This is a genomic window from Streptomyces abyssomicinicus, assembly GCF_008974245.1.
In the GTDB taxonomy this organism is placed as follows: domain Bacteria; phylum Actinomycetota; class Actinomycetes; order Streptomycetales; family Streptomycetaceae; genus Streptomyces; species Streptomyces abyssomicinicus.
In genome coordinates, this window is the sequence record NZ_BBZI01000006.1 from 964123 (window position 1) to 988985 (window position 24863).

Consider the following 24863-nt stretch of genomic DNA (forward strand, 5'->3'; position numbering starts at 1 on the left):
GGCCGCCCCCGGTGGCCGACCGGCGTCGGAAACGGAATCGGGTCGAGACATTCCCCCCTCCCGTTCAGCTACACGCGTAGATATGCTCATGTGGTGACCATGTCGACGACACCCCACGTACCGGCCGCGCACGCGCTGACCGACGTCACCGGTTCCGACGCCTCGCTGCGCCGCTTCCTCCACGGCCTGCCCGGCGTCGACGCGGTGGGCCTGGAGGCCCGCGCCGCCGCGCTCGGCACCCGCTCGATCAAGACCACCTCCAAGGCGTACGCCCTCGACCTGGCGATCTCGATGGTGGACCTGACCACCCTGGAGGGCGCCGACACCCCCGGCAAGGTCCGCGCGCTGGGCGCCAAGGCGGTCCACCCGGACCCGACCGACCGCACCACGCCCGCCACCGCCGCGGTCTGCGTGTACCCGGACATGGTGGCCGTCGCCAAGGAGGCCGTCGCCGGCTCCGGCGTGAAGGTCGCCTCCGTGGCCACCGCGTTCCCGGCCGGCCGCGCCTCGATGGCGGTCAAGATCGCCGACGTCCGGGAGGCCGTCGCCGCGGGCGCCGACGAGGTCGACATGGTCATCGACCGCGGCGCCTTCCTCTCCGGGCGCTACCTGAAGGTCTTCGAGGAGATCACCGCGGTCAAGGACGCCTGCGGCGACTCCGCCCGCCTCAAGGTGATCTTCGAGACCGGCGAGCTCTCCACCTACGACAACATCCGCCGGGCGAGCTACCTGGCGATGCTGGCGGGCGCGGACTTCATCAAGACCTCCACCGGCAAGGTGGCCGTCAACGCCACCCCGGCGAACACCCTGCTCATGCTCCAGGCCGTGCGTGACTTCCGCGACCGCACCGGCGTGCAGATCGGCGTGAAGCCGGCCGGCGGCATCCGTACCGCCAAGGACGCGGTCAAGTTCCTGGTGCTGGTCGGCGAGACCGCCGGCACCGACTGGCTGGACCCGCACTGGTTCCGGTTCGGCGCCTCCTCCCTCCTCAACGACCTGCTGATGCAGCGGCAGAAGCTGGCCACCGGCCGCTACTCCGGCCCCGACTACGTGACGGTGGACTGATCCCCATGACCTTCGAGTACGCACCGGCGCCCGAGTCCCGTTCGGTGGTGGACATCGCCCCCGCCTACGGGCTGTTCATCGACGGCGAGTTCACCGAGGCCGCCGACGGCCGCGTCTTCAAGACGGTCTCCCCCTCGACCGAGGAGGTCCTCTCCGAGGTCGCCCGGGCCGGCGAGGCCGACGTGGAACGCGCGGTCGCCGCCGCCCGCCGCGCCTTCGAGGGCTGGTCCGCGCTGCCGGGCAGCGAGCGCGCCAAGTACCTGTTCCGCATCGCGCGGATCATCCAGGAGCGCTCGCGTGAGCTGGCCGTCCTGGAGACCCTGGACAACGGCAAGCCGATCAAGGAGACCCGCGACACCGACCTCCCGCTGGTCGCCGCGCACTTCTTCTACCACGCGGGCTGGGCCGACAAGCTGGAGCACGCCGGCTACGGTCACGCGCCCCGGCCGCTGGGCGTGGCCGCGCAGGTCATCCCGTGGAACTTCCCGCTGCTGATGCTGGCGTGGAAGATCGCCCCCGCGCTCGCCACCGGCAACACGGTGGTCCTCAAGCCCGCCGAGACGACCCCCCTGTCCGCGCTCTTCTTCGCGGACGTCTGCCGCCAGGCCGGGCTGCCCAGGGGCGTCGTCAACATCCTGCCCGGCTACGGCGACACCGGCGCCGCGCTGGTCGCCCACCCCGGCGTGGACAAGGTCGCCTTCACCGGCTCGACCGGCGTCGGCAAGGAGATCGCCCGCACGGTGGCCGGCACCCGCAAGAAGCTCACCCTGGAGCTCGGCGGCAAGGGCGCCAACATCGTCTTCGACGACGCGCCCGTCGACCAGGCGGTCGAGGGCATCGTCAGCGGCATCTTCTTCAACCAGGGCCAGGTCTGCTGCGCGGGCAGCCGCCTGCTGGTGCAGGAGTCGGTGCACGACGAGGTGCTGGACGCCCTCAAGCGGCGCATCGCCACCCTCCGCCTCGGCGACCCGCTGGACAAGAACACCGACATCGGCGCGATCAACTCCGCCGAGCAGCTGGCCCGGATCACCGCGCTGACCGACCAGGGCGAGGCGGAGGGCGCCGAGCGCTGGACCGCCCCGTGCGAACTGCCCTCCTCCGGCTACTGGTTCGCGCCCACCGTCTTCAGCGGCGTCACCCAGGCGCACACCGTCGCCCGCGACGAGATCTTCGGCCCGGTCCTCTCGGTGCTCACCTTCCGCACGCCGGACGAGGCCGTCGCCAAGGCCAACAACACCGCCTACGGCCTCTCCGCGGGCATCTGGACCGACAAGGGCTCCCGCATCCTCGCGATGGCGAACAAGCTGCGCGCGGGCGTCGTCTGGTCCAACACGTTCAACAAGTTCGACCCCACCTCGCCGTTCGGCGGTTACAAGGAGTCGGGTTACGGCCGCGAGGGCGGTCGCCACGGGCTGGAGGCCTACCTCGATGTCTGAGCGTCTCAGCGTTTTCAAGACCTACAAGCTGTACGTGGGAGGCAAGTTCCCGCGTTCCGAGAGCGGCCGGGTGTACGAGGTGACGGGCTCCAAGGACCAGGACTGGCTTGCCAACGCCCCGCTGTCGTCCCGCAAGGACGCCCGTGACGCGGTGGTCGCCGCGCGCAAGGCGTTCGGCGGCTGGTCGGGCGCCACGGCCTACAACCGGGGCCAGGTCCTCTACCGCGTCGCGGAGATGCTGGAGGGCCGCCGCAGCCAGTTCACCCGTGAGGTCGCCGACGCCGAGGGCCTGTCCAAGGCCAAGGCCGCGGCGCTGGTCGACCTGACCGTCGACCGCTGGGTCTGGTACGCGGGCTGGACCGACAAGATCGCCCAGGTCCTCGGCGGCGCCAACCCGGTCGCGGGGCCCTTCTTCAACCTCTCCACCCCGGAGCCGACCGGTGTGGTGGCCGTGCTGGCCCCGCAGGAGTCCTCGCTGCTCGGCCTGGTCTCCGTGCTCGCCCCGGTCGTCGCCACCGGCAACACGGCGGTCGTCGTGGCGAGCGAGAGGTCCCCGCTGCCCGCGCTGTCGCTGGGCGAGGTGCTGGCCACCTCCGACGTCCCGGGCGGCGTGGTCAACGTCCTCTCCGGCCGCACGGCGGAGATCGCGCCGACGCTGGCCTCGCACATGGACGTCAACGCGGTCGACCTCACCGGAGCGGGCGCCGGCACGGCTCTCGCGACGGAGCTGGAGGTAGCCGCCGCGGACAACCTCAAGCGGGTGCTGCGTCCGCGCACCGGCGAGGACTTCGCGGCGACGCCGGGCACGGAGCGCCTGACGGCGTTCCTGGAGACCAAGACCGTCTGGCACACCACCGGTTCCCTGGGCGCCTCCGGCTCGTCCTACTGACCGGTCGCCCGACCGCGGCACGCCCCCCGCAGGAGGGGAGGGGGCACCGCCGCGGGGCCGGGTGCGGGCACCGCCTCCCCGCACGATCCGCACCCGGCGCCGCCTCCCGCCCCGGCCGCCCCCGGTCCTCGCCGACCGGGCCGCTCAGGCCGCCGGGGCGGGGGCGAGGCCGCCCAGCAGCCCCGTGACCTGCCCCACCGCGGGGAGCGCGTTCACCGTCTCCGCCTGGGTCAGCGGGTCGGTGAGCGTCTGCGTCGTCACCGGCTCGAAGTCGGAGACCTGCGTCCCCACCCCGTTGTTGGTCGGATCCACCCCGGTCCCGGCCAGCGGGTTCGGCTTCAACGCCCCCACCGGCCCCGTGGCGTACCCGACCGTGTTCTTCAGCGCCTCCGCACCGGTCTTCAGGTCGATCACGCTCAACGCCACCTTCGGCTCCACCGCGTCCTGCCCCGGCGCGGGCGCGGCGGAGGCGGCCGCCGCCCCGCCGCCGAGCGCCAGCCCCGCCCCCGCGAGGACCACGGCGGCCCGGCCGGCGTGCGCGCTCTTGCTCTGCCTCTGCTGCTTCGGTGCGGAGTGACGCCCCATGGTGCTGCCGCCTGTTCTGTCTGCTCGGTGACCGGAGAGTCACGAAGCGTAGTGGAGTGCCGGGGCGCGGCCAAAGCGACCACCGCACGTTCGAGCCCCGTTCGACGCGAACTCCGGAACCCGGATCCCCCATGGCCGGAAGCCGGGAAAACCCCGGTCACGGAAACCTCGGAATCCCCGGAATCCTCGGAATCCCCGGGGAGATCATTGCCGGGCACCGCACCCGGGTGTGACCAGAACAGTCACGGATGACCCGTCACCGACATTCCCTTACGTCACACCGGCAAGTAATCTTCCGTTTATCCACTCCCTCCTTTCACATTTGCCAGAAACGGGTCACCGCCATGCCGTCCGTCCTGTCGAGTGCCACCGAACGTCTCGTCCCCGGTCGCGTCCGGGCGCGAAAGGAGCAGGAGCGTCTTGAGGCGGCCGCCGCCGAGGAGGCCCGGCGCGAGGCCGAGGCGCGGCAGGCGAAGCAGGACCGGATCGCGGCGCGGCGCGCGGCGATGCTCGCCGCGGACCCCGCGGTCACGGAGCTGACCGTGCAGGGCCGCGGGTACTACGGCCGCACCGTCACCTCCTTCACGGCCGAGGACGCCCGCGCCCGGCAGCTGCACCTGGTCACCGACGCCCTCACGCACGCCGGCGTCGCCTACTTCCTGGTGCCGGGCCGGTCCGCGGGACGGCACGTGGTCGGCGTGTGCCTGGACGACCGGAAGGCGTTCCTGGCGGCCGTGCGGGAGCTGTACGGGACGGCTCCGCTGTACGCCTGCCGGCCCGGCAAGGAGGCGTGGCCCGAGGACGCCGTCCTGTACGCGGACGGGGCCCTGCCCACCGCGCTCAAGCGTGCCCGCGTGATCCGCTTCACCGAGCTGGAGATCGGCCCCGCCGGGCAGGTCCTGTCCGGGTTCACGGAGGGCTGCGACGTGGAGTTCTGGCAGGACGGCAAGGCCCTGCTGGCCGCGCGCGACGCGGTCGGGGAGAACCCCGAGGCGGCCCGGCGGGCGGCCGAGCGGCTTTCCTCTCTGCGCACCCAGCTCCCCGAGAGCGCGCTCGCCGGCACCTGGGTCGCGCCCCGGCCCAACGCGGTCTCGGACACGGTCACCGCCGAGGCCCGGATACCCGCGACGCGACGCGTGCGGGAGCGTTCCCACCCGACCTTCCGGGATTTCTTCCGGCCCGCCGTGGAGTCCGTCGATTTCGACATCGACGTCGTCTACACGTGGGTGGACGGCTCCGACCCGCGCCTGGCTGCCCAGCGCGAGGCCTACCGCGACGGCTCGCCGTCCCCGCGCCGCATCCACGCCCGGGAGACCGGCGCCTCCCGTTACACCAGCCACGACGAGCTGAAGTACTCGCTGCGCTCGCTGGAGATGTACGCGCCGTTCGTGCGGAACGTCTACATCGTCACGGACGGGCAGACCCCGTCCTGGCTCGACACCTCGGCGGCCGGCGTGAAGGTCGTCGACCACAAGGAGATCTTCTCCGACGCCAGTGTGCTGCCGGTGTTCAACTCCCATGCCATCGGCACCCAGCTGCACCACATCGACGGTCTCTCCGAGCGCTATCTCTACTTCAACGACGACGTCTTCCTCGGCCGTCCCGTCACCGCGGAGCACTTCTTCCACGGCAACGGCGTGGCGAAGCTTCCCTTCTCCCCGTTCCAGTACGGCCTCGGCTCGCCGCTGGCGGACGAGCCCGCGCCGAACTCCGCCGGCAAGAACGTCCGGCGTCTGCTGCTCGAACAGCACGGCCGGTTCGCCGTCAACAAGTTCATGCACACACCGCACCCGCAGATCCGCGGCGTGATGCGGGAGATCGAGGAACTCTTCGCCGAGGACGTGGAGCGCACACGGGGCTCCCGGTTCCGGGACGTCACCGACATCGCCATGGGCGCCAGCCTGCACCACCACCACGCCTACCTGACCGGTCGCGCCGTGCCCGGCGCGTACAAGCTGCGCTACGTCGACGTCGCACGCGAGGACGCCTCCGCACGGCTCACGGAGCTGCTGGAGACCCGGGGCTTCGACTTCTTCTGCCTCAACGACGTCAGCACGCCGCCGGAGCTGCAGGAGACCGTCGCCGCGAGCCTGCACGGCTTCCTGGAGACCTACTTCCCGTTCCCCGGCCGCTTCGAGCGGCAGAGCTGATCCGGGCAGGGTTCGCGCCACACGCCGCCGCCACCCGGGCGGCGGGCCACGTCACGGCGGGCCGCGTCAGTGCTGGTGGGCATCCCTCTCGCGCTCGCCGTCGGCCGGCCGGGGCGCGGCGGCCGCGCCGTCGGCGCGGACGGTGAAGGCCGCCGTGCGGACGACGCCGTCGTGCCGGAAGTCCAGGAAGAGGCGGTAGGCGCCCGCGGTGGGCGCGGTGGTGGTGAAGGAGATGCCGGGGCCCGGCTCGGTGACGCCGTCCCCGGGTCCGCCGTCGGGGTGGACGTGGAGGTAGGCGAGGTCACCCGCGCGCAGGGCGACGAGGTGGCCGTAGGCGCCGAGATAGGGCTCCAGGTCGGTGACCGGGCGGCCCTTCCGGGCGACGGACAGGGTGAGTTCCGAGGGCCTGCCGGGGGTGAGGCCGCCGTCGAGGGTGACGGTGTACCCGTCGACGGTGGCGGTGGTGGCGGGCTCCGGCAGTCCGGGTGCCCGGTAGGCGCCGGAGACCGCGAGGTCGGCGCCCAGGGTGAGGCCCGCGGCGCCCTCCACGGCCGGGGTGAAATCCGCGAAGACCCGGTAGGAACCGGCCGTGGGCACCGTGACGGGCGTGCTCCAGGTGCCGTCGGCGGCCCGGGTGGGGTGCAGGTGCCGGTAGGTGACCAGGTCGCGTGAGGCGAGGACGAGGTGCAGTTCCTTGCCGTGCTCCCGGCGGTAGGACGTCAGCAGCCGCCCCTCCTCGTCACGGACGGCGAAGCGGAGTTCGGCCCTCTCCCCCGCGGTGACGCGCGGGGTCCGCAGCTCCAGGGTGTACCCGGCCTGCGAGATCTGGAGCCCCGCCGGCACCACGTCCGCGCGGCCGTCACCGGCCGCCCCGCCCGCTCCGGGCCGGGCGGACGGCTGCCGGTCGTGCGGGGCGTGGGCAGCCGGCTGCCGGTCGGGGGTGACCGGGTCGACGACCGCGCCGACACCGTAGGCGGCGGCGAAGGTGGCCGCGACGGCGGCGGCGAAAGCAGTGATCTTCACGCCGGTGTTCATGGGCGGACCCTTTCCTCGGCAGTTCGGCGGCGACACCGCCATCGGTGACCAACGCCGCCGAATATATACCCCCCTGGGGTATGCGCAAGCGCCTCGGAAGGACTTGCCGACGATACCCCCACGGGGTATACAAGGAGACGCCAAGGGTACCCCCTGGGGGTACATCACCGTGTGCTCTCCTGGAGGAACCATGTCCTGCTGCGCCCCCGACGGCAGCTGCTCCACCGGCACCGGCACCGGCACGGCCACCGGCTCCGCCGCGGGCGTCACCACCGTCTACGACGTCGCCGGGATGACCTGCGGGCACTGCGAGGCCACGCTCACCACGGAGATCGGCGCGGCGGACGGCGTCCTCGGGGTCGAGGTCGACCTGGAGGCCGGCCAGGTCGCCGTCACCACCTCCGGCGCACCCGACGACGCGCTGCCGGCGAGGGTGGTCGACGACGCCGGCTACCGGCTCACCGGCCGGGCGGCCTGAGAACACCACCCGTGCCGCCGCGCGCCGGGCCCCGGCCGTGGGCCCGGCGCGCGCACCCCATTCCTTTCCCACACCCCAGCCCGAGGAGCGGTGATGGCCACCACGGTCCCCGACACAGCCGAGGTCGAACTCGCGATCGGAGGCATGACCTGCGCCTCGTGCGCGGCCCGGATCGAGAAGAAGCTGAACCGGATGGAAGGGGTCACCGCCACCGTCAACTACGCCACCGAGAAGGCGAAGGTCACCTTCCGCCAGGACCTCGCCGTCACGGACCTGATCGCCACGGTCGAGGCCACCGGTTACACGGCCCGCGCACCGAGGCCGGAGCCCGCCCCCGGCGCCGCCTCGGGGGACGACGGCGGGACGGACCGGGCGGGAGGGGCCACGGAGGACGAACTGCGCCCGCTGCGGCAGCGGTTGGTCACGGCCGTGGCGCTCGCCGTCCCGGTGGTGGCCATGGCGATGCTCCCGGCGCTGCAGTTCACGTACTGGCAGTGGCTGTCCCTCACCCTGGCCGCCCCGGTCGTCACCTACGCCGCCTGGCCCTTCCACCGGGCCGCCTTCACCAACGCGCGGCACGGCGCGGCGACGATGGACACGCTGATCTCGGTCGGCACCACGGCGGCGTTCCTGTGGTCGCTGTGGGCGCTGTTCCTCGGCACCGCCGGCACCCCCGGCATGACCCACCCCTTCGAGCTGACCATCGCCCGGTCGGACGGCGCGGGCAACATCTACCTCGAGGCCGCCGCCGGCGTGACCGCCTTCATCCTGGCGGGCCGGTACTTCGAGGCCCGCTCCAAGCGGAAGGCCGGGGCCGCGCTGCGGGCCCTGCTCGAACTGGGGGCCAAGGACGTGACCGTCCTGCGCGACGGCCGGGAGGAGCGGATCCCGGTGGCCGGGCTGCGGGCCGGGGACCGCTTCCTGGTCCGGCCGGGCGAGAAGATCGCCACCGACGGCCGCGTCGTGGAGGGCTCCTCGGCCGTCGACGCCTCGATGCTCACCGGCGAGTCCGCACCCCTCGAGGTCGGCGTCGGGGACGCCGTCACGGGGGCGACGGTCAACGCGGGAGGCCGGCTGGTCGTGGAGGCCACGCGGGTGGGCGCGGACACGCAACTCGCCCGCATGGCCAGGCTGGTCGAGGACGCGCAGAACGGCAAGGCCGCCGCGCAGCGGCTCGCCGACCGGATCTCCGGCGTCTTCGTCCCCGTCGTCATCGCCCTGGCCGTGGGCACCCTCGGCTTCTGGCTGGGCAACGGCGCGGAGCTGACGGCCGCGTTCACCGCCGCCGTCGCCGTGCTGATCATCGCCTGCCCGTGCGCGCTGGGCCTGGCCACCCCGACCGCGCTGATGGTCGGCACCGGGCGCGGCGCCCAGCTCGGCATCCTCATCAAGGGCCCCGAGGTGCTGGAGTCCACCCGCAAGGCCGACACCGTCGTCCTGGACAAGACCGGCACCGTCACCACCGGACGGATGACGCTGCTCGCCGTGCACACCGCCGAGGGCGGCGACGAGCGCGAGGTGCTGCGGCTGGCGGGCGCCCTGGAGCACGCCTCCGAGCACCCGGTCGCCCGGGCGGTCGCCGCGGGCGCCGCCGAGCGGGTGGGCGCCCTGCCGGTCCCGGAGGACTTCGCCAACGTGCCCGGCCTCGGTGTCCAAGGCGTGGTCGAGGGCCACGCCGTCCTCGTCGGCCGGACGGCGCTGCTCGCCGAGTGGGCCATGGAACTGCCGGCCGGCCTGGCGCGCGCCATGGCCGAAGCCGAGAAGGCGGGCCGCACCGCGATCGCGGTCGCCTGGGACGGCGGGGCGCGCGCGGTCCTCGAGGTCGCCGACGCCGTCAGGGGCACCAGCCCCGAGGCGATCACCCGCCTGCGGGCCCTGGGCCTGACGCCGATCCTGCTCACCGGGGACAACCGGGCCGTCGCCGAGGCGGTGGCCGCCGAGGTGGGCATCGACGAGGTGATCGCCGGGGTCATGCCCGAGGACAAGGTCGAGGTCGTCAAGCGCCTGCAGGGTGAGGGCCGTTCGGTGGCGATGGTCGGCGACGGCGTCAACGACGCCGCCGCGCTCGCCCAGGCCGACCTGGGGCTGGCGATGGGCACCGGCACGGACGCCGCCATCGAGGCCGGCGACCTCACCCTGGTCGGCGGCGACCTGCGGGCCGCCGCCGACGCCATCCGCCTGGCCCGCCGGACCCTCGGCACCATCCGGTCCAACCTCTTCTGGGCCTTCGCCTACAACGTCGCCGCCCTGCCCCTCGCGGCGGCCGGGCTGCTCAACCCGATGATCGCCGGTGCCGCCATGGCGTTCTCCTCGGTCTTCGTCGTCGGCAACAGCCTGCGGCTGCGCGGCTTCAGGCCCGGCGGCTGACACCTCACCCGTGCGTCACGGCGGCGGGGCGGACCGGCCGGTCCGCCCCGCCGCCGTTCCCGGTCGCCGCCGGCCGCTACCCGGTGTGATGTCCGCGCCAAGTCGGGTCACCCCCTCGTTCGATGGGCGTTCGATGCCGCAGACTGGTATCTCGTGACCACCCAGTTCTCCTCGCAGGCCCGTGTCGTTCTCCTCTGCGGCCCCTCCGGGTCAGGAAAGTCGCTGCTCGCCGCGGGCACCGGGCTGCCGGTGCTGCGTCTCGACGACTTCTACAAGGAGGCCGACGACCCGTCGCTGCCCCTGGTGGCGGGCAGCGAGGACATCGACTGGGACCATCCGCTGTCCTGGGACGCCGACACGGCGGTCGCCGCCATCGCGTCGCTGTGCCGGACGGGCCGCACGGAGGTGCCGGTGTACGACATCTCGCTGAGCGCCCGGACCGGGCGGACCGAGCTGGACCTCGGGGGCGCCCCGGTGTTCGTCGCCGAGGGAATCTTCGCGGCGGAGATCGTCTCGCGATGCCGGGAGCTGGGGCTGCTGGGCGACGCGCTGTGTCTGGCCCGGGGCCCGGTGACCACGTTCCGCCGCCGGTTCCTGCGGGACCTGCGGGAGAGCCGCAAGTCGGTGCCGTTCCTGCTGCGGCGGGGCTGGCGGCTGATGCGCTCCGAGCGGACCATCGTGGCGCGGCAGACCTCGCTGGGTGCGTACGCCTGCGACCGGCCAGAGGCCGAGGCCCGGATCGCGGCCGTGACGGCCGCCGCCTCCCGCACCGGGGAGACGCCCGCGACCACGGCGTGACACGACCGGGAGACGACAGAAGGCGGGACCGGAAAGCCCCCGCTTCCGGTCCCGCCCTTCCCCCGTGTCCCCCCGTTTTCCCCCGTGTCCCCCCGCGGTCCCCCGGCCCGGCCGGCTCCCCCGAACCGTCCGGACCCGCTCCCCCGTGCTCCCCCCGGGGCTCTGCTCCCCCGTGAGCCCCCGGCCTTCAGGCGACCAGTTCGCCGAAGGCTTCCTCCTCGTCACGGCCCAGTCCGAGGACCTGGTCCTCCCGCAGCCGCCGCAGCGACCGCCAGATGCTGGACTTGACCGTGCCGACACTGATGTCGAGGATGTCCGCGATCTCCGGATCGGTGCGGCCCTCGTAGTAGCGCAGCACCAGCATGGTGCGCTGCGGCTCGGGAAGCCGGGCGAGCGCCTGCCACAGGACGGTGCGCAGCTCGGTGCCGCGCATCGAGTCCAGGTCGCCGACGGTCTCCGGCAGTTCCTCGGTCGGGTACTCGTTGAGCTTGCGGCGGCGCCAGGCACTGATGTGCAGGTTGGTCATGGTGCGCCGCAGGTAGCCGCCCACCGCCGCCTTGTCGCTGATCCGGTCCCACGCCCGGTAGGTGGAGAACAGCGCGCTCTGCAGCAGGTCCTCCGCCTCGAAGCGGTCACCGGTCAGGTGGTAGGCGGTGGCGTACAGCGAGGCCCGCCGCTCCCGCACGTAGGCGGTGAACTCGGCCTCCGAGAGCCCGCCTTCGGCGCGTCCGGCCGCCTGGTCCCCCCGGACCGGACCGGACGCCGCCCGCTGGGCGGGCACCGAAGGCTTCCCCGGCACGGACGCGGGGGCGGACGCCGGCTGGGCCGGAACGCCGTGCCGGCTGCCGCCGGCCCCTCGTACGCAGCCCCGCGCCCCCACGACGCCGGACCGCTCCCCCCGGATCACCACGTCGTGCAGACGCGTGGCCACTGCGCCAGTGCCATTGCTGAGCAGAGTGCTCATCCCGCGCCTCCCGTCATGTTCCTGTCCGTGAGGAAAATGTTGCCGGGGACACTTCATGACGGTGTCCGCCGACTGTCACAGACCTGTCACAGGCCCCACCCACTGTGCGCGCCGCCGGGCGAGCACGCGTCGGGAACACGGCCGGGGGGCCGTGCCGAACATCCGGTGCGGTGACCGGAATTCCCTCCCCGGGGACCATGGGCCAGAATGAGCGCGTGCCTTCCCTGTTGCTGATCGAGGACGACGACGCCATCCGTACGGCCCTGGAGCTCTCCCTGACCCGCCAGGGGCACCGCGTGGCGACCGCTGCGAGCGGTGAGGACGGTCTGCAGTTGCTGCGCGAGCAGCGACCGGATCTGATCGTGCTGGACGTCATGCTGCCCGGTATCGACGGTTTCGAGGTCTGCCGGCGGATCCGCCGCACCGACCAGTTGCCGATCATCCTGCTGACCGCGCGCAGCGACGACATCGACGTGGTGGTCGGGCTGGAGTCCGGCGCCGACGACTACGTGGTCAAGCCCGTACAGGGCAGGGTGCTCGACGCCCGGATCCGCGCGGTGCTGCGCCGCGGGGAGCGGGAGTCCAGCGACTCGGCGTCGTTCGGCTCGCTGGTCATCGACCGTTCCGCGATGACCGTGACCAAGAACGGCGAGGAACTCCAGCTCACGCCGACCGAACTGCGGCTGCTGCTCGAGCTGAGCCGCCGCCCCGGCCAGGCGCTGTCCCGCCAGCAGTTGCTGCGGCTGGTGTGGGAGCACGACTACCTGGGCGACTCCCGTCTGGTGGACGCGTGCGTGCAGCGGCTGCGCGCCAAGGTGGAGGACGTGCCGTCCTCCCCGACGCTGATCCGCACGGTGCGCGGCGTCGGCTACCGCCTGGACCAGCCGCAGTGACCGCTGCGCAGTCGCCCGGCACCGGCCCTTCCGCGCCGGGTCCGTCCGCCGAGGGGGGCGGCGCCACCGGTACCAGGACGTCGCGGGCCCGCTCCCTGCGCCTCACCAGCCTGCGGCTGCGGCTGGTCCTCGTCTTCGGCCTGGTCGCGCTGACCGCTGCCGTGACGGCCTCCGGGATCGCCTACTGGCTCAACCGCGAGGCGGTGCTGACCCGCGCCCAGGACGCGGTGCTGCGCGACTTCGAGCAGGAGATGCAGAGCCGGGCGGGCGTGCTGCCGGGCGAGCCCACCCAGGACGACCTGCAGCGGGCCGCCGACCTGATGTCCGACAGCAGTCAGCACTTCAGCGTGCTGCTGATATCCGCCGCGCCCGACGGCCGGGTGATCACCGCCGGGCCGGACATGCTGGACACGTTCACGCTGGACGACGTGCCGCGTTCGCTGCGCGAGGCGGTGAACCGCGAGCAGAAGCTGACCGCCGCCAACTCCGCTCCGTACCACCTGTACTGGCAGCGGACGGTGGACGAGGGCGGCACTCCCTACCTGGTGGCCGGGGCCAAGGTGGCCGGCGGGCCGACCGGTTACATGCTGAAGTCGCTGGAGCCGGAGGCCAAGGACCTCAACTCGCTGGCCTGGTCGCTGGGGATCGCCACCGCGCTGGCGCTGGTGGGCTCGGCGCTGCTGGCGCAGGCGGCCGCCACCACCGTGCTGCGTCCGGTGCACCGGCTGGGCATCGCCGCCCGCCGTCTCGGTGAGGGCAAGCTGGACACCCGGCTCCAGGTCTCCGGCACCGACGAACTGGCCGAACTGTCACGGACGTTCAACCGGACCGCCGCCGCGCTGGAGCAGCGGGTGGCGGAGATGAGCTCCCGCGACGAGGCGTCCCGCCGGTTCGTGGCCGACATGTCGCACGAGCTGCGCACGCCGCTGACCGCGATCACCGCGGTGACGGAGGTGCTGGAGGAGGAGCTCGACGCGGAGACCGGCGGCATCGACCCGATGATCGAGCCGGCCGTGCGGCTGGTGGTCAGCGAGACGCGGCGGCTGGGCGACCTGGTGGAGAACCTGATGGAGGTCACCCGCTTCGACGCGGGCACCGCCCGTCTGGTCCTCGACGACGTCGACATCGCCGACCAGATCACCGCCTGCGTGGACGCCCGGGCCTGGCTGGACGCGGTGGAGCTCGACGCCGAGCGCGGGGTGACGGCGCGGCTCGACCCGCGTCGGCTGGACGTGATACTCGCCAACCTGATCGGCAACGCCCTCAAGCACGGCGGGTCGCCGGTGCGGGTCGCGGTCCGGGTGGAGGACGCGCCGGACGCGGTGCTCGCGCCGCACGAGTCGGGCGAGCGGGCGGAGCGCGTCGCCGACGCGGACGCGGACGCCGAGGGCGAGGCGGCCGAGGAGGCCGCCGCGGCGGCCCGCAAGGTGCTGGTCGTCCAGGTGCGCGACCACGGTCCGGGCATCCCCGAGGAGGTGCTGCCGCACGTCTTCGACCGGTTCTACAAGGCGAGCGCCTCCCGGCCGCGCTCCGAGGGCTCGGGGCTGGGCCTGTCCATCGCGCTGGAGAACGCGCACATCCACGGCGGCGACATCACGGCCGCCAACTCCCCCGACGGGGGGGCGGTGTTCACCTTGCGCCTGCCGCTGGACGCGTCCTCGGTGACGGAGGAGGCCGGGGCGGAGCGGCCGACGGGCGGGAAGCAGGGCGCGAAGCAGAGGCAGAGGAGCGGGCGTTGAGGCGAAGAGGCGCGACGGCGCTGCTGCTGGCGGCGGTACTGGCCCCGGCGCTCGCCGGGTGCGGGATCCGGGCGACGGAGGTGCCGACGTACTTCGGCCCGGCCCCGTCCCGGATGCCCTGCGCCGTCACGGCGTCCTCGCCCAGCCCTTCGGACGACTCCGAGGTGCCGGTGCGCGTCTACCTGCTCTGCGCGGGACAGCTGACGCTGGTGGAGCGCACGGTACGGCTGCCGGAGGGCACCGACGGGTCGGTGCGGCGGACGCTGGTGGCGCAGGGCCTGCTCGACGAGCTGACCCGTCACCCCTCGCCGGGCGAGCAGCAGAACGGCTACCGCACCAAGGTGCCGTCGGGCACCGGCGTGAAGAGGCCGCGGTCGGGCGACCCTGCGGACGCCTTCCGGCTGACCGACCCGCCGCAGCGGCTGCCGGCCGGGGCGCTGGCGCAGATCGTGTGCACCTTCGCCGAGTCCGCCGCCACCCAGGGCTCCGGCGAGGTCACCCTGGGCGGTCCCGACGGGCCGTTGACGCGCTACGAGTGTCCGCAGCCGCTGCGAAACCACCCGATCACCACACCCGTCCCCTCGGCCACACCCGCGACGGCGGGGTGACGGGCGCCCCGGCGCGCGGACCCGCGCACGCGCCCCCTGAGCGGCCGGTGGCGGGCGGGCCCGGAACCGCGCGGCGGGAAGGCGGCGTCTAGAGCCACGTGCAGCGTCAACGCTCGCGCGACGGCAACGTCGCCTCCGGTCTCCGCACGGCAGGTGTCCTCCTCCTCGCCGCACACCTCGCCGTCGTCGGCTGGCTGACGCTCAGACCCCTGGACGTTCCGTGGATGACGCCGACCAACATCCGGCCGATGGCGGGCATACGCGCCGACCTGGCCCTCGGCTGGGGTCCCGCCGTGCGCCGCATCGTGAAGGACCTGGCGCTGCTGGCGCCGCTGGGCGTGCTGCTCCCCATGGCGGGCGGCCGGCTCTCGGTGCCGCCGCTCCTCTCGCTGGCCCGCACCCTGGTGGCCGGGGCGATGATCTCCCTCGGCATCGAACTGCTGCAGACCGGTGTGCCCGGGCAGGTCGTCGACGTCGACTCGCTGATCCTCAACACCGCCGGGCTGACGCTGGTCCACCTCGCGGTGGTCCCGGCCGGCCGTGCCGCGCTGCGGCGGCGCCTCGTCCGCCGCGCGTACCGGGCACCCGCGGGTCCCGACCAGGAGGCGGCTCAGGGTCGGCCCCCGACGTTTCCCAGGGTCCCGATCGCCCCGTAGAGCGATGCCTTGCACCTTTTGCGGCCGTAGCGTTGATGTCGTAGGGGCGGCCACCGGGTCGCCCCGACGGAGACGCCTCGCCGGCGCCTCCGACGACTCTGACGACTCCACGGAGGAGCAGCCATGAGCAGCCTCGTTCGCCCCACCCACGGCCGGATGATCGGCGGAGTCTGCGCCGCCCTGGCCCGGCGCTTCGGCGTCTCCGCCACCACCATGCGCGTGATCTTCCTGGTCTCCTGCCTGCTGCCGGGCCCCCAGGTGCTGCTGTACATAGCGCTGTGGATCCTGCTGCCCGGCGAGAAGCGGGCCGCGGGCCGGGCGGCGGCGGCCTGAGGCGGAAGCGCGACGGGGCGCGGTCACTCCCGGAACCGAGGAGTGACCGCGCCCCCGCCGGGGAAGCCCGGCCGTGCGCGGGTCCGGTCAGCCGAGCGGCAGGCCGTTGAGGTTGCTGCCGGAGCCCATGTTCATCTCGCCGAGGCCGAGGCCGCCGAGCAGCGCCGGCACCTCACCGACCGGGGAGCCCTTCTCCTTGCCCTCGTTGGCCTGGGCACGGGCGTCGCGGTCCTGCGCGGCGAGCCGTTCGGCGCTGCCCATCGCCACGTCCATGCCCGCGCCGCCGAGCTCGTCGCCGAGCCCGCCGAGCTGCGATCCGGCCCCCTGGAGCCCGTCCGTCAGGGGGCCCTGCAGGGCCTCCCCGACGCCGTCCGCCGGCAGCGCGCCGGTCAGGCCGCTCAGCGCGGGGCCGGCGTCCGGGACGGCCGGGGCCGCCGCGGCGGCACCCGCGCCGACCGCCGCGAGGGCGGCGCCGAAGGCGACGACGCCGAGGGTCTTGGCAGCAGACTGCTTCATAGTGAATGCGTCCTTGAATGCGATGACGGGGGACTGAGCGGTCCACGACCGTAAACACGGCACGCCGAGAGACGCAAACACCGGAATGCGGTGAGTTCGCGAGGAGGGGGCCGGTCGGATTTCCCGACCGACCCCCTCTCCCGTCACGTCGCCGCAGCTCAGCGGCGGCTCACCGGAACAGCCACTCCGCCTTCAGCGTGGCGTACCCGGGCTTGATCACGTCATCGATCATCGCCACCCTTTCATCGAAAGGAATGAATGCTGATTTCATCGCATTGACGGTGAACCACTGCATCTCGTCGAGCGTATAACCGAAGGTCTCGACAAGATGCTCGAATTCGCGGCTCATGGTGGTGCCGGACATCAGGCGGTTGTCGGTGTTCACGGTGACCCGGAAGTGCAGCTTGCGCAGCAGTCCGATCGGATGGTCCGCGTACGAGCCGACGGCGCCGGTCTGCAGGTTGGAGGTCGGGCAGAGCTCCAGCGGGATCCGCTTGTCCCGGACGTAGGCGGCGAGCCGGCCGAGTTCCACCGTGCCGTCGTCGGCGACCTCGATGTCGTCGATGATCCGCACGCCGTGGCCGAGCCGGTCGGCCCCGCACCACTGGAGGGCCTGCCAGATCGACGGCAGCCCGAAGGCCTCGCCGGCGTGGATGGTGAAGTGGTTGTTCTCCCGCTTCAGGAACTCGAACGCGTCCAGGTGACGGGTGGGCGGGTAGCCCGCCTCGGCGCCCGCGATGTCGAAGCCGACCACGCCGGAGTCCCGGTAGCGGTTGGCGAGTTCGGCGATCTCCAGGGAGCGGGCGGCGTGCCGCATCGCGGTGAGCAGGGCGCCGACGCGGATACGGTGACCGTCCTCCCTCGCGCGGCGTTCACCCTCGCGGAAGCCGTCGTTGACGGCCTCGACGACCTGTTCCAGGGACAGCCCGCCCTCCAGGTGCTGCTCGGGGGCGTACCGCACCTCGGCGTAGACGACGCCGTCCGCCGCGAGGTCCTCGGCGCACTCGGCGGCCACCCGGCGCAGCGCCTCCTCGGTCTGCATCACGCCGACGGTGTGGGCGAACGTCTCCAGGTACCGCTCCAGGGAGCCGGAGTCGGCGGCCTCGCGGAACCAGGAGCCGAGCTTGTCGGCGTCGCCGTGCGGAAGGGCCTGGTACCCGTTCTCCCGGGCGAGTTCGACGACCGTGCCGGGGCGCAGGCCGCCGTCGAGGTGGTCGTGCAGCACGACCTTCGGGGCCCGGCGGATCTGGTCCGCGGTCGGGGCGTGGATGGTCTGGCTATTCATCGACGAACCATAGCGCCAAATCCCCTACGCGCGTAGATCCCGCGCGGAAGGGTGGCGGAGGCGTGGTGTTCTGCCAGTGTTGGCCCATGGCACACCAAGGGATCCCGGACCGCCCGGCAACCCGCCCGGCCCGGCTCGGCAGGCCGTTCGCCGCGCATCCCCTGCGGCGTCCGGACGACGGGCGCGAGGCCACCGGGGTGGTGCTGCTGCTGCCCCGTGGCGAGGAGGAGTCCGACCGGCCGCCCTCCCCCGCGGCCTCGTACGCCGCGCTGCGCACGCTCGGCCGCCGGCTCGCCCGCGCCGGGGAGCGGCGGGGGCTGGCCGCGCACCTGGTGCACTACGGACGGCGCGGCTGGAACGGCGCGCGGGCGGCGCTCGCGGAGGACGCCACGCGGGCCGTCGAGGAGGCGGTGCGGCGTTACGGCGACGTGCCGGTGTGCCTGGTCGGGGTCGGGATGGGCGGCCGCGCGGCGCTGCGGGCGGCGGGGCACCCGGCGGTGGTCTCGGCGGTCGCGCTGGCGCCGTGGCTGCCGGCCGACGGGGGGCCCGGGGCGGCGGCGGGGCCGGAGCCGGTGAAGCAGCTGGCGTCCCGCCATGTGCTGATCGTGCACGGCACGGACGACGCGCGGGCCGCACCCGACCTCTCGTTCCGGCTGGCGGAGCGGATCAAGAAGACCAACCGGGAGGTGTGCCGGTTCGAGGTCCACACGGACGGGCACGCGCTGCGCGCCTACCGGTGGGAGGTGCACACGCTCGTCGCGGACTTCGCGCTGGGCACGATGTACGGGGCGCCGATGCCGCGGGCGGTGCGGGACGCGCTGGCGGCGCCGCCGCCGCTGGGGCTGCGGATGCCGCTGGCCTCCGGCTTCGGCCGGCTGCGGGACCGGTGACGGCGCCCGGCTCCGGGGGCCGGTCCGCTCCCGCCCGCGACCCGGGGACCGGGTGACGCCCGGCCGGGGGCGGGCCGGCGGGTGCCGGCGGCTTCCTCCCGGACCCGGTCCCGCGTGCGCCGGTCAGGCGGGGGCGGGACGCAGGAGGAGGGTGGCGAAGCCGAAGGCGGGGCGGTAGGCGCGGAGCCATTCGGAGCGGTGGGTGGTGGCCGTGGCGAGGGCCTGGGCGCTGTCCGGGTCGTCGGGGTGGTCGAGGGCCCAGGAGGCGAGCGAGCCCGTCCAGGCCCACTCGTACGCGTCGAGTTCCCGCCGGGTGCTGATGTGCCCCTGCACGGGGACCCAGCCGTCCGCGACGACCCGGTCGACCAGGGCGGGGAGGTCGGTGAGGTCCCCCAGCAGCTCCACGGCCCGGGCCGACGGCTCGCCCTCCCAGAAGCCGTCGCCGACCAGGACCCGTCCTCCGGGGGCGAGATGCTCCCGGGCCGCGGCCAGGGCGGGCAGCAGTCCCCCGAAGGCGTGCGCGGCTCCCACGCAGAGCACCACGTCGTAGGCGCGGGGCGGGCTGAAGTCCGCGGCGTCCATGTGGTGCAGCACCAGGTGGTCCGCGACGCCGAGCCGCCCCGCCGCCGTCCGTGCCTCGGCCAGCGCCGCCCCGGAGACGTCGACGCCCTCGGCCCAGACACCCGGGCGGCCGGTCAGGGCCCGCAGCAGCCACTGGCCGCCGCCGCAGCCGAGGTCGAGCAGCCACTCGTCGCCGCGCGGGAGGGCGTGGTCCAGCAGCCGGTCCACCGAGTCGTCGTCGAGCGGTGCGGCGACGGGGTGGCCGGCATGGGCGATGCGGGAGATCTCTTCACGGTTCATCACGGCGGAGCGTGTCAGGCGCCCGGAGGCCACGCACCCGGTTTTCGCCGGGCCCGGCCACCGCCCGGTTTCCGCCAAGCCACCGCCCGCGGCGGCGCGGGGCCCGGCCACCGCTCAGTGCGGGAGGAGGCGGCCCCGCCGGGAGAGCAGGAACTTCTTGAAGGCGGCCACCGGCGGGGTGTCGGGGTGGCCGCCGAGCCAGGCCACGCCGATCTCGCGGACCGCCCGGGGCGCGGTGACGGTCAGTTCGGCGACCCCGGGCCGGGGGAAGGCGGGGGGCGGCAGCAGGGCGACACCGAGGCCCGCCGCGACCAGACCGCGCAGGGTCTCCGCCTCCTCGCCCTCGAAGGCGACCCGCGGGCGGAACCCGGCCTGGGCGCACAGGTCGTCGGTGATCCGCCGCAGCCCGTATCCGGCCTCCAGGGTCACGAAGGTCTCCTCCGCGGCCTCCGAGAGCCGGATCCGCCGACGCGAGGCCAGCCGGTGGTCGGCGGGGACCACCAGCCGGAGCTTCTGCTCGTCGAGGCGGCGGGCCACCAGGTCGGGGGCGTCCGGCACCGGCGAGGTGAGGCAGAGGTCGAGTTCACCGCGGCGCAGGCCCTCCAGCATCGCCTCGCCGTAGTTCTGCACCAGGCTGAACCGGATCCGGGGGTGGTCGGCGCGGAACGCCTGGATGAGTCCCGGCACCGTCTCCGCGCCCATGGTGTGCAGGAATCCGAAGGCCACCTTGCCGACCGCCGGGTCGGCGTCCGCCCGGACCTCCTCGGCGGCCCGTTCCAGGTCGGCGAGGGCCCGTTCCACCGAGGCCAGGAAGGTCCGCCCGGCGGGGGTGAGCGAGACCGTGCGGCCGCGCCGGGCGAACAGGTCGACCCCGAGGTCGTCCTCCAGCCGGGCGACGGCGCGGGAGAGAGTCGACTGCGGCACCCGCATCTCCTGGGCGGCCCGGGTGACGTGCTCGGTCCGGGCCACCCCGGCGAAGTAGGCGAGCCGCGGGACGAGGTTCGTGACGGTGTCTTCCACGTCACCGGTCTGTGACAGCCACTCCTGTGACCTCTGCTGATGCACCACGGGAACGATTATGGCCAATCCATGCATTGGACGGATGAGCATGGCCGTTCGTACGGTCGAACCATGCCTGCCGCCAGTACCGAGGCGTCCACCCGCGTGGGCGCCGGATCCGACACCACCGTCCCCTCCCCGTCGTCCGCCCCCTCCCCCACGGCCACCGCGCCCGCCGCGCCCGCCGCGGCCCCGGACACCCGGGTCGACCTGGGCACCCCCGCCTACCGCCGGATGAGCCTGGCGCTCTTCCTCGCCGGTGTGGCCACCTTCGCCCTCCTCTACTCCACGCAGGCCCTCCTGCCGCTGATCTCCGCGAGCTACGGCGCCTCGGTCAGCGACGTGTCGTGGACGGTGGCGGCCGCCACCGGCGGGCTGGCGCTGTTCGTCATCCCGATGAGCGCGCTCTCCGAGCGGTTCGGGCGGCGCGCCACGATGACCGGCGCGGTCGCCGTGGCGGTCGGCATCGGGCTGGTGGTGCCGTTCGCGCCCTCGCTGGGCGTGCTGGTGGCGCTGCGCGCGGTCCAGGGCGCGGCGCTGGCGGGTCTGCCCGCGTCGGCGACCGCCTACCTGGCGGAGGAGGTACGGCCGCGGGCGCTGATCACCGCGATCGGGCTGTACGTGGCCGGCAACAGCGTCGGCGGGATGAGCGGCCGGGTCCTCACCGGCTGGGTCGCGCAGGAGTGGGGCTGGCGCGTGGCGCTGGCGGTGCTGGGCGTGCTGGCGGTGGCCTGCGCGGTGGCGTTCCGGATGCTGCTGCCGGAGCCGAAGCACTTCACCCGCGGCTCGCTGCGGCCCGGCGTGGTGGCCCGCACGGTGCGCGACCACCTGGGCAACCCGCTGCTGCGGCGCCTGTACGCGATCGGCCTGCTGTTCATGACGGTGTTCGGCGGCGTGTACACGGTCATCGGCTACCGGCTGACGCAGGAGCCGTTCTCCCTCCCGCAGGGCGTGGTCGGCTCGATCTTCCTGGTCTACCTGGTGGGCACGGTGTCCGCCTCGGCCTCCGGGCGGCTGGTCGGACGCTTCGGCCGCCGGGGCACCCTGTACCTGTCCGGCGCGCTCACGGCGGCGGGCCTGCTGGTCTCGCTGTCGGACCGGCTGCCCGCGGTGCTGCTGGGTCTGGTCCTGGTCACCGGCGGTTTCTTCGCCGGGCACTCGGCGGCGTCCTCCGCGGTCAGCGGGACGGCGCTGCACGGGCGGGCCCAGGCGGCGGCGCTGTACCAGTCGGCGTACTACATCGGGTCCAGCGTCGGCAGCACCGTCGGCGCGGTGGCCTTCCACGCGGCGGGCTGGGGCGGCACGGTGGCCGTGGGGCTGCTGGCCGTGGCCGGCGTCGCGGGGATCACGCTGCTGGGCACCCTGGCGGCGCGCCGGCCGGCTGTGGCCGCCTGACCCCGCTTTCCCGGCGCCACCGCGCCCACCTGCGACTTCCCCCTGTCCGCAGGACGTTGTCAGTGGGCTGCGGTAGCTTCCGAAGTGCTGGACGGAAGAGGCGTACCGAGGGGCGGGTTGCCATGACCGACGTATCCACCACGACCGGGGCGGTCGCGTCCGAGGCGGCCATGGAGGGCTACCGCAAGGAGCTCACCGGCTACTGCTACCGCATGCTCGGCTCGTCCTTCGAGGCCGAGGACGCGGTCCAGGACACGATGATCCGGGCCTGGCGCAGCCGCGAGAAGTTCGAGGGCCGGTCCAGTCTCCGTTCCTGGCTGTACCGGATCGCCACCAACGTCTGTCTGGACATGCTGTCGGCCGGCAACAAGCGGGCCCGGCCGGTGGACCTGACCGCCGCCACCCCGCTCGCCCAGGCCGCGCTCTCGCCGCGCCCCGACCACACCTGGCTGGAGCCGGCGCCGGACGCCCGGGTGCTGCCGGACGCCTCCGACCCCGCCGAGCGGGCCGTCGCCAAGGAGTCGGTGCGGCTGGCGTTCATGGCGGCGCTTCAGGAGCTGCCGCCCAAGCAGCGGGCGGTGCTGATCCTGCGGGAGGTGCTGGCCTGGAAGGCCAGTGAGGTGGCGGAGCTGCTGGGCACCACCGTCGCCTCGGTGAACAGCGCCCTCCAGCGGGCCCGGGCCACCCTCGCGGAGCGGGCCCAGGAGCGTCCCGGCGACGTCTCGGACCCGCTCGACGAGGAGCAGCGGAAGCTGCTGGAGCGCTACGTCGCCGCCTTCGAGGGGTACGACATGGCCGCGCTGACGGCGCTGCTCCACGAGGACGCGATCATGACCATGCCGCCGTTCGACCTGTGGCTGCGGGGCGCTTCGGACATGACCGGCTTCATGACCACGGTCGGCGCGAGCTGCGCCGATTCCCGGCTGCTGCCGGTGGAGGTCAACGGCCTGCCCGGGTACGCGCACTACAAGCCGGACCCGGAGCGGGGCGGGTTCAGCCCGTGGGCGGTGCAGGTGCTGGAGGTGTCAGAGGGGCGGATCGCCGCGATGCACTGCTTCCTCGACACCGCCCGGTTCTTCCCGCTGTTCGGTCTCGCCGGGCATCTCGACGCCGACGGCCAGCCCGACGAGGTCGAGAAGGGCGAGTAGCCCCGGGTCGGGGCCGCGCAGCAGGACGCGGCCCCCGCCGCGCCGGGCGGTGAGCGCGAGCCGGGCGATCAGGTCGACGGCGCCGAGCGACGGCCGCCGCACCGCGCGGACGTCGCAGATCACCACGGCCGCGCCGTGGGCCAGCCCTTCCCGCGCGATGTCACAGAGCCGGGCGACGCCGTCCTTGCCGACGGGCTCGCCCGGTACGCGCACGACGACCTCCGGGTCCCTCATGCACGGGTAGACCTCGCAACGGCGCGGGATTCATCGGCGCGGCCCGGCCGGTCGGGAAGCCGGCCGTGTCCGGGGCGCCTCCGGGCCCGTTCACGGGCGGTTTTCCTCCCGTCGGGAGCCGGTCCCCGCACGCGGAACCGGACCGGTGGGAGTCCCACCGGTCCGGTCCGCCGCGCGCATGCCCGGCTCAGCCGATGCGCTCCAGCACCACCGGCGGCGCGGTGAAGTCCGTGCCCGCGGCGGCGATGTCGTAGGTGCCCTCCAGGGACTCCAGGGCGTACGCGAACCGCTCCGGGGTGTCGGTGTGCAGGGTCATCAGCGGGGCGCCCGCGGTGACCGTGTCGCCCGGCTTGGCGTGCAGCTCGACGCCGGCGGCCGCCTGCACGGGGTCCTCCTTGCGGGCGCGGCCCGCGCCCAGGCGCCAGGCGGCGACGCCGACGCCGTACGCGTCGAGGCGGGTCAGCACACCGGAGGCCGGGGCGGTGATCACGTGCTGCTCGCGGGAGGTGGGCAGCGGGGCGTCCGGGTCGCCGCCCTGCGCCCGGATCATGCGGCGCCAGGCGTCCATCGCGGAGCCGTCGGCCAGGGCCCCGGCCGGGTCGGCGTCCGGCAGTCCGGCCGCCGTGAGCATCTCCCGGGCCAGCGCGAGGGTCAGCTCGACGACGTCGGAGGGGCCGCCGCCTGCCAGCACCTCGACGGACTCGCGGACCTCGAGCGCGTTGCCGGCGGTGAGGCCGAGCGGGGTCGACATGTCGGTGAGGAGCGCGACGGTGTTCACGCCGTGGTCGCGGCCCAGGCCCACCATGGTGGTGGCGAGTTCCCGGGCGTCGTCCAGGGTCTTCATGAAGGCGCCGGAGCCGACCTTGACGTCCAGGACCAGGGCGCCGGTGCCCTCGGCGATCTTCTTGGACATGATCGAGGAGGCGATCAGCGGGATCGACTCCACGGTGCCGGTGACGTCGCGCAGCGCGTAGAGCTTGCGGTCGGCGGGGGCGAGGCCCGCGCCGGCGGCGCAGATCACGGCGCCGACGTCGTCGAGGATCGCGAGCATCTCCTCGTTGGAGAGCGCGGCACGCCAGCCGGGGACGGCCTCCAGCTTGTCGAGGGTGCCGCCGGTGTGGCCGAGGCCGCGGCCGGAGAGCTGCGGGACGGCGGCGCCGCAGGCGGCGACCAGGGGCGCGAGGGGAAGGGTGATCTTGTCCCCGACGCCGCCGGTCGAGTGCTTGTCGGCGGTGGGGCGGGAGAGGGAGGAGAAGTCCATCCGCTCGCCGGACGCGATCATCGCGGCGGTCCAGCGGGCGATCTCGCGGCGGTTCATGCCGTTGAGGAGGATCGCCATGTTGAGGGCGGCCATCTGGTAGTCGGCGACCTCGCCACGGGTGTAGGCGTCGACGACCCAGTCGATCTGCCGGTCGGTCAGTTCCGTGCGGTCGCGCTTGGCGCGGATGACGGTGATGGCGTCCATGACGCCCCCTTCTT

23 protein-coding genes and 1 pseudogene are annotated in these 24863 nt (G+C 73.9%); 15 read left to right on the forward strand and 9 right to left on the reverse strand.

Translation table 11 applies throughout. The features are described 5' to 3' along the window. Window positions 1–99: 99 nt before the first annotated feature. Genes deoC through GBN72_RS11665 form a run of 3 tightly spaced genes read left to right on the forward strand, consistent with a single transcriptional unit; the run spans window position 100 to window position 3390 of the window. The gene (gene deoC / locus GBN72_RS11655; RefSeq protein ID WP_174887117.1) at window positions 100–1065 is read left to right on the forward strand and encodes a deoxyribose-phosphate aldolase; all 966 of its coding nucleotides are present in this window, start codon (window positions 100–102) and stop codon (window positions 1063–1065) included. Further along, a complete protein-coding gene (locus GBN72_RS11660) occupies window positions 1065–2501 on the forward strand; it encodes an aldehyde dehydrogenase family protein (protein ID WP_151771626.1) in 1437 nt (478 codons plus the stop codon). The genes deoC and GBN72_RS11660 overlap by 1 nt, the downstream gene beginning before the upstream one ends. Next, complete coding sequence (locus tag GBN72_RS11665; protein WP_151771627.1) at window positions 2494–3390, forward strand: aldehyde dehydrogenase family protein; 897 nt, start codon at window positions 2494–2496, stop codon at window positions 3388–3390. The genes GBN72_RS11660 and GBN72_RS11665 overlap by 8 nt, the downstream gene beginning before the upstream one ends. A gap of 144 nt (window positions 3391–3534) precedes the next feature. Here GBN72_RS11665 and GBN72_RS11670 read toward each other — a convergent pair whose 3' ends face one another. Next, window positions 3535–3975 carry a hypothetical protein gene (locus tag GBN72_RS11670; protein ID WP_151771628.1) on the reverse strand — a complete coding sequence of 147 codons (441 nt, stop codon included), beginning with the start codon at window positions 3973–3975 and terminating at the stop codon, window positions 3535–3537. A 344-nt stretch (window positions 3976–4319) separates the two neighbouring features. Between GBN72_RS11670 and GBN72_RS11675 the strand changes: the two genes are divergently transcribed. Beyond that, the gene (locus GBN72_RS11675) at window positions 4320–6125 is read left to right on the forward strand and encodes a stealth family protein (RefSeq protein ID WP_151771629.1); all 1806 of its coding nucleotides are present in this window, start codon (window positions 4320–4322) and stop codon (window positions 6123–6125) included. A 66-nt stretch (window positions 6126–6191) separates the two neighbouring features. Here the strand turns inward: GBN72_RS11675 and GBN72_RS11680 are convergent, their stop codons facing one another. After that, window positions 6192–7160: a DUF8832 domain-containing protein gene (locus GBN72_RS11680; RefSeq protein WP_151771630.1), complete on the reverse strand. Its 969-nt coding sequence runs from the start codon at window positions 7158–7160 to the stop codon at window positions 6192–6194. A 190-nt stretch (window positions 7161–7350) separates the two neighbouring features. On the opposite strand from GBN72_RS11680, the gene GBN72_RS11685 reads away from it, so the two are divergent. From GBN72_RS11685 to GBN72_RS11695, 3 genes are all read left to right on the forward strand, one after another. Further along, the gene (locus tag GBN72_RS11685; protein ID WP_151771631.1) at window positions 7351–7638 is read left to right on the forward strand and encodes a heavy-metal-associated domain-containing protein; all 288 of its coding nucleotides are present in this window, start codon (window positions 7351–7353) and stop codon (window positions 7636–7638) included. Between the two features lie 93 nt (window positions 7639–7731). Next, a complete protein-coding gene (locus GBN72_RS11690) occupies window positions 7732–10005 on the forward strand; it encodes a heavy metal translocating P-type ATPase (protein WP_151771632.1) in 2274 nt (757 codons plus the stop codon). 153 nt (window positions 10006–10158) lie between these two features. Then, window positions 10159–10803, forward strand: coding sequence for a uridine kinase family protein (locus GBN72_RS11695; protein WP_151771633.1), 645 nt, complete (start codon window positions 10159–10161; stop codon window positions 10801–10803). 187 nt (window positions 10804–10990) lie between these two features. On the opposite strand, the gene GBN72_RS11700 is transcribed toward GBN72_RS11695, so the two are convergent. After that, complete coding sequence (locus tag GBN72_RS11700) at window positions 10991–11767, reverse strand: SigE family RNA polymerase sigma factor (protein WP_151771634.1); 777 nt, start codon at window positions 11765–11767, stop codon at window positions 10991–10993. Window positions 11768–11982: 215 nt separating this feature from the next. On the opposite strand from GBN72_RS11700, the gene afsQ1 reads away from it, so the two are divergent. From afsQ1 to GBN72_RS11725, 5 genes are all read left to right on the forward strand, one after another. Continuing rightward, on the forward strand, window positions 11983–12660 hold the full coding sequence (gene afsQ1 / locus GBN72_RS11705; protein ID WP_151771635.1) for a two-component system response regulator AfsQ1: 678 nt from the start codon (window positions 11983–11985) through the stop codon (window positions 12658–12660). Further along, window positions 12657–14399 carry a sensor histidine kinase gene (locus GBN72_RS11710; protein WP_439959750.1) on the forward strand — a complete coding sequence of 581 codons (1743 nt, stop codon included), beginning with the start codon at window positions 12657–12659 and terminating at the stop codon, window positions 14397–14399. Before afsQ1 ends, GBN72_RS11710 begins: the two co-directional genes overlap by 4 nt. Next, a complete protein-coding gene (locus GBN72_RS11715; protein WP_151771636.1) occupies window positions 14396–15007 on the forward strand; it encodes a hypothetical protein in 612 nt (203 codons plus the stop codon). Before GBN72_RS11710 ends, GBN72_RS11715 begins: the two co-directional genes overlap by 4 nt. Window positions 15008–15105: 98 nt before the next feature. Next, a complete protein-coding gene (locus tag GBN72_RS11720; protein ID WP_151771637.1) occupies window positions 15106–15663 on the forward strand; it encodes a VanZ family protein in 558 nt (185 codons plus the stop codon). Window positions 15664–15786: 123 nt separating this feature from the next. Then, window positions 15787–15996 carry a PspC domain-containing protein gene (locus tag GBN72_RS11725; RefSeq protein ID WP_151771638.1) on the forward strand — a complete coding sequence of 70 codons (210 nt, stop codon included), beginning with the start codon at window positions 15787–15789 and terminating at the stop codon, window positions 15994–15996. An 87-nt stretch (window positions 15997–16083) separates the two neighbouring features. Here the strand turns inward: GBN72_RS11725 and GBN72_RS11730 are convergent, their stop codons facing one another. Then, window positions 16084–16512, reverse strand: a complete 429-nt coding sequence (locus GBN72_RS11730; RefSeq protein ID WP_151771639.1) for an ATP-binding protein — start codon at window positions 16510–16512, stop codon at window positions 16084–16086. Between the two features lie 169 nt (window positions 16513–16681). Continuing rightward, window positions 16682–17797, reverse strand: a complete 1116-nt coding sequence (locus GBN72_RS11735; protein WP_151771640.1) for an adenosine deaminase — start codon at window positions 17795–17797, stop codon at window positions 16682–16684. A gap of 86 nt (window positions 17798–17883) precedes the next feature. On the opposite strand from GBN72_RS11735, the gene GBN72_RS11740 reads away from it, so the two are divergent. After that, window positions 17884–18687, forward strand: coding sequence for an alpha/beta hydrolase family protein (locus GBN72_RS11740; RefSeq protein ID WP_151771641.1), 804 nt, complete (start codon window positions 17884–17886; stop codon window positions 18685–18687). 123 nt (window positions 18688–18810) lie between these two features. On the opposite strand, the gene GBN72_RS11745 is transcribed toward GBN72_RS11740, so the two are convergent. Next, entirely contained in the window at window positions 18811–19548 is a 738-nt protein-coding gene (locus GBN72_RS11745; RefSeq protein WP_151771642.1) for an SAM-dependent methyltransferase, read from the reverse strand. A gap of 114 nt (window positions 19549–19662) precedes the next feature. Next, window positions 19663–20616 carry a LysR family transcriptional regulator gene (locus tag GBN72_RS11750; RefSeq protein ID WP_151771643.1) on the reverse strand — a complete coding sequence of 318 codons (954 nt, stop codon included), beginning with the start codon at window positions 20614–20616 and terminating at the stop codon, window positions 19663–19665. A 63-nt stretch (window positions 20617–20679) separates the two neighbouring features. On the opposite strand from GBN72_RS11750, the gene GBN72_RS11755 reads away from it, so the two are divergent. After that, window positions 20680–22002, forward strand: a complete 1323-nt coding sequence (locus tag GBN72_RS11755) for an MFS transporter (protein WP_151771644.1) — start codon at window positions 20680–20682, stop codon at window positions 22000–22002. 122 nt (window positions 22003–22124) lie between these two features. Beyond that, entirely contained in the window at window positions 22125–23150 is a 1026-nt protein-coding gene (locus GBN72_RS11760; RefSeq protein WP_151771645.1) for a sigma-70 family RNA polymerase sigma factor, read from the forward strand. 27 nt (window positions 23151–23177) lie between these two features. On the opposite strand, the pseudogene GBN72_RS35200 reads toward GBN72_RS11760, so the two are convergent. Continuing rightward, a pseudogene (locus tag GBN72_RS35200) lies at window positions 23178–23384 on the reverse strand (STAS domain-containing protein); the annotation flags it as partial. Window positions 23385–23571: 187 nt separating this feature from the next. Next, window positions 23572–24849 carry a thymidine phosphorylase gene (locus GBN72_RS11770; protein WP_151771646.1) on the reverse strand — a complete coding sequence of 426 codons (1278 nt, stop codon included), beginning with the start codon at window positions 24847–24849 and terminating at the stop codon, window positions 23572–23574. Window positions 24850–24863 lie beyond the last annotated feature (14 nt).

What these genes read in the sequence shown, in the direction of transcription:
- deoC (WP_174887117.1), top strand. Translation starts at nt 100, where the DNA reads ATGTCGACGACACCCCACGTACCGGCCGCGCACGCGCTGACCGACGTC.
- GBN72_RS11665 (WP_151771627.1), top strand. Translation starts at nt 2,494, where the DNA reads ATGTCTGAGCGTCTCAGCGTTTTCAAGACCTACAAGCTGTACGTGGGA.
- GBN72_RS11670 (WP_151771628.1), bottom strand. Translation starts at nt 3,975, where the DNA reads ATGGGGCGTCACTCCGCACCGAAGCAGCAGAGGCAGAGCAAGAGCGCG.
- GBN72_RS11675 (WP_151771629.1), top strand. Translation starts at nt 4,320, where the DNA reads ATGCCGTCCGTCCTGTCGAGTGCCACCGAACGTCTCGTCCCCGGTCGC.
- GBN72_RS11680 (WP_151771630.1), bottom strand. Translation starts at nt 7,160, where the DNA reads ATGAACACCGGCGTGAAGATCACTGCTTTCGCCGCCGCCGTCGCGGCC.
- GBN72_RS11685 (WP_151771631.1), top strand. Translation starts at nt 7,351, where the DNA reads ATGTCCTGCTGCGCCCCCGACGGCAGCTGCTCCACCGGCACCGGCACC.
- GBN72_RS11690 (WP_151771632.1), top strand. Translation starts at nt 7,732, where the DNA reads ATGGCCACCACGGTCCCCGACACAGCCGAGGTCGAACTCGCGATCGGA.
- GBN72_RS11700 (WP_151771634.1), bottom strand. Translation starts at nt 11,767, where the DNA reads ATGAGCACTCTGCTCAGCAATGGCACTGGCGCAGTGGCCACGCGTCTG.
- GBN72_RS11725 (WP_151771638.1), top strand. Translation starts at nt 15,787, where the DNA reads ATGAGCAGCCTCGTTCGCCCCACCCACGGCCGGATGATCGGCGGAGTC.
- GBN72_RS11730 (WP_151771639.1), bottom strand. Translation starts at nt 16,512, where the DNA reads ATGAAGCAGTCTGCTGCCAAGACCCTCGGCGTCGTCGCCTTCGGCGCC.
- GBN72_RS11735 (WP_151771640.1), bottom strand. Translation starts at nt 17,797, where the DNA reads ATGAATAGCCAGACCATCCACGCCCCGACCGCGGACCAGATCCGCCGG.
- GBN72_RS11740 (WP_151771641.1), top strand. Translation starts at nt 17,884, where the DNA reads ATGGCACACCAAGGGATCCCGGACCGCCCGGCAACCCGCCCGGCCCGG.
- GBN72_RS11745 (WP_151771642.1), bottom strand. Translation starts at nt 19,548, where the DNA reads ATGAACCGTGAAGAGATCTCCCGCATCGCCCATGCCGGCCACCCCGTC.
- GBN72_RS11755 (WP_151771644.1), top strand. Translation starts at nt 20,680, where the DNA reads ATGCCTGCCGCCAGTACCGAGGCGTCCACCCGCGTGGGCGCCGGATCC.
- GBN72_RS11760 (WP_151771645.1), top strand. Translation starts at nt 22,125, where the DNA reads ATGACCGACGTATCCACCACGACCGGGGCGGTCGCGTCCGAGGCGGCC.
- GBN72_RS11770 (WP_151771646.1), bottom strand. Translation starts at nt 24,849, where the DNA reads ATGGACGCCATCACCGTCATCCGCGCCAAGCGCGACCGCACGGAACTG.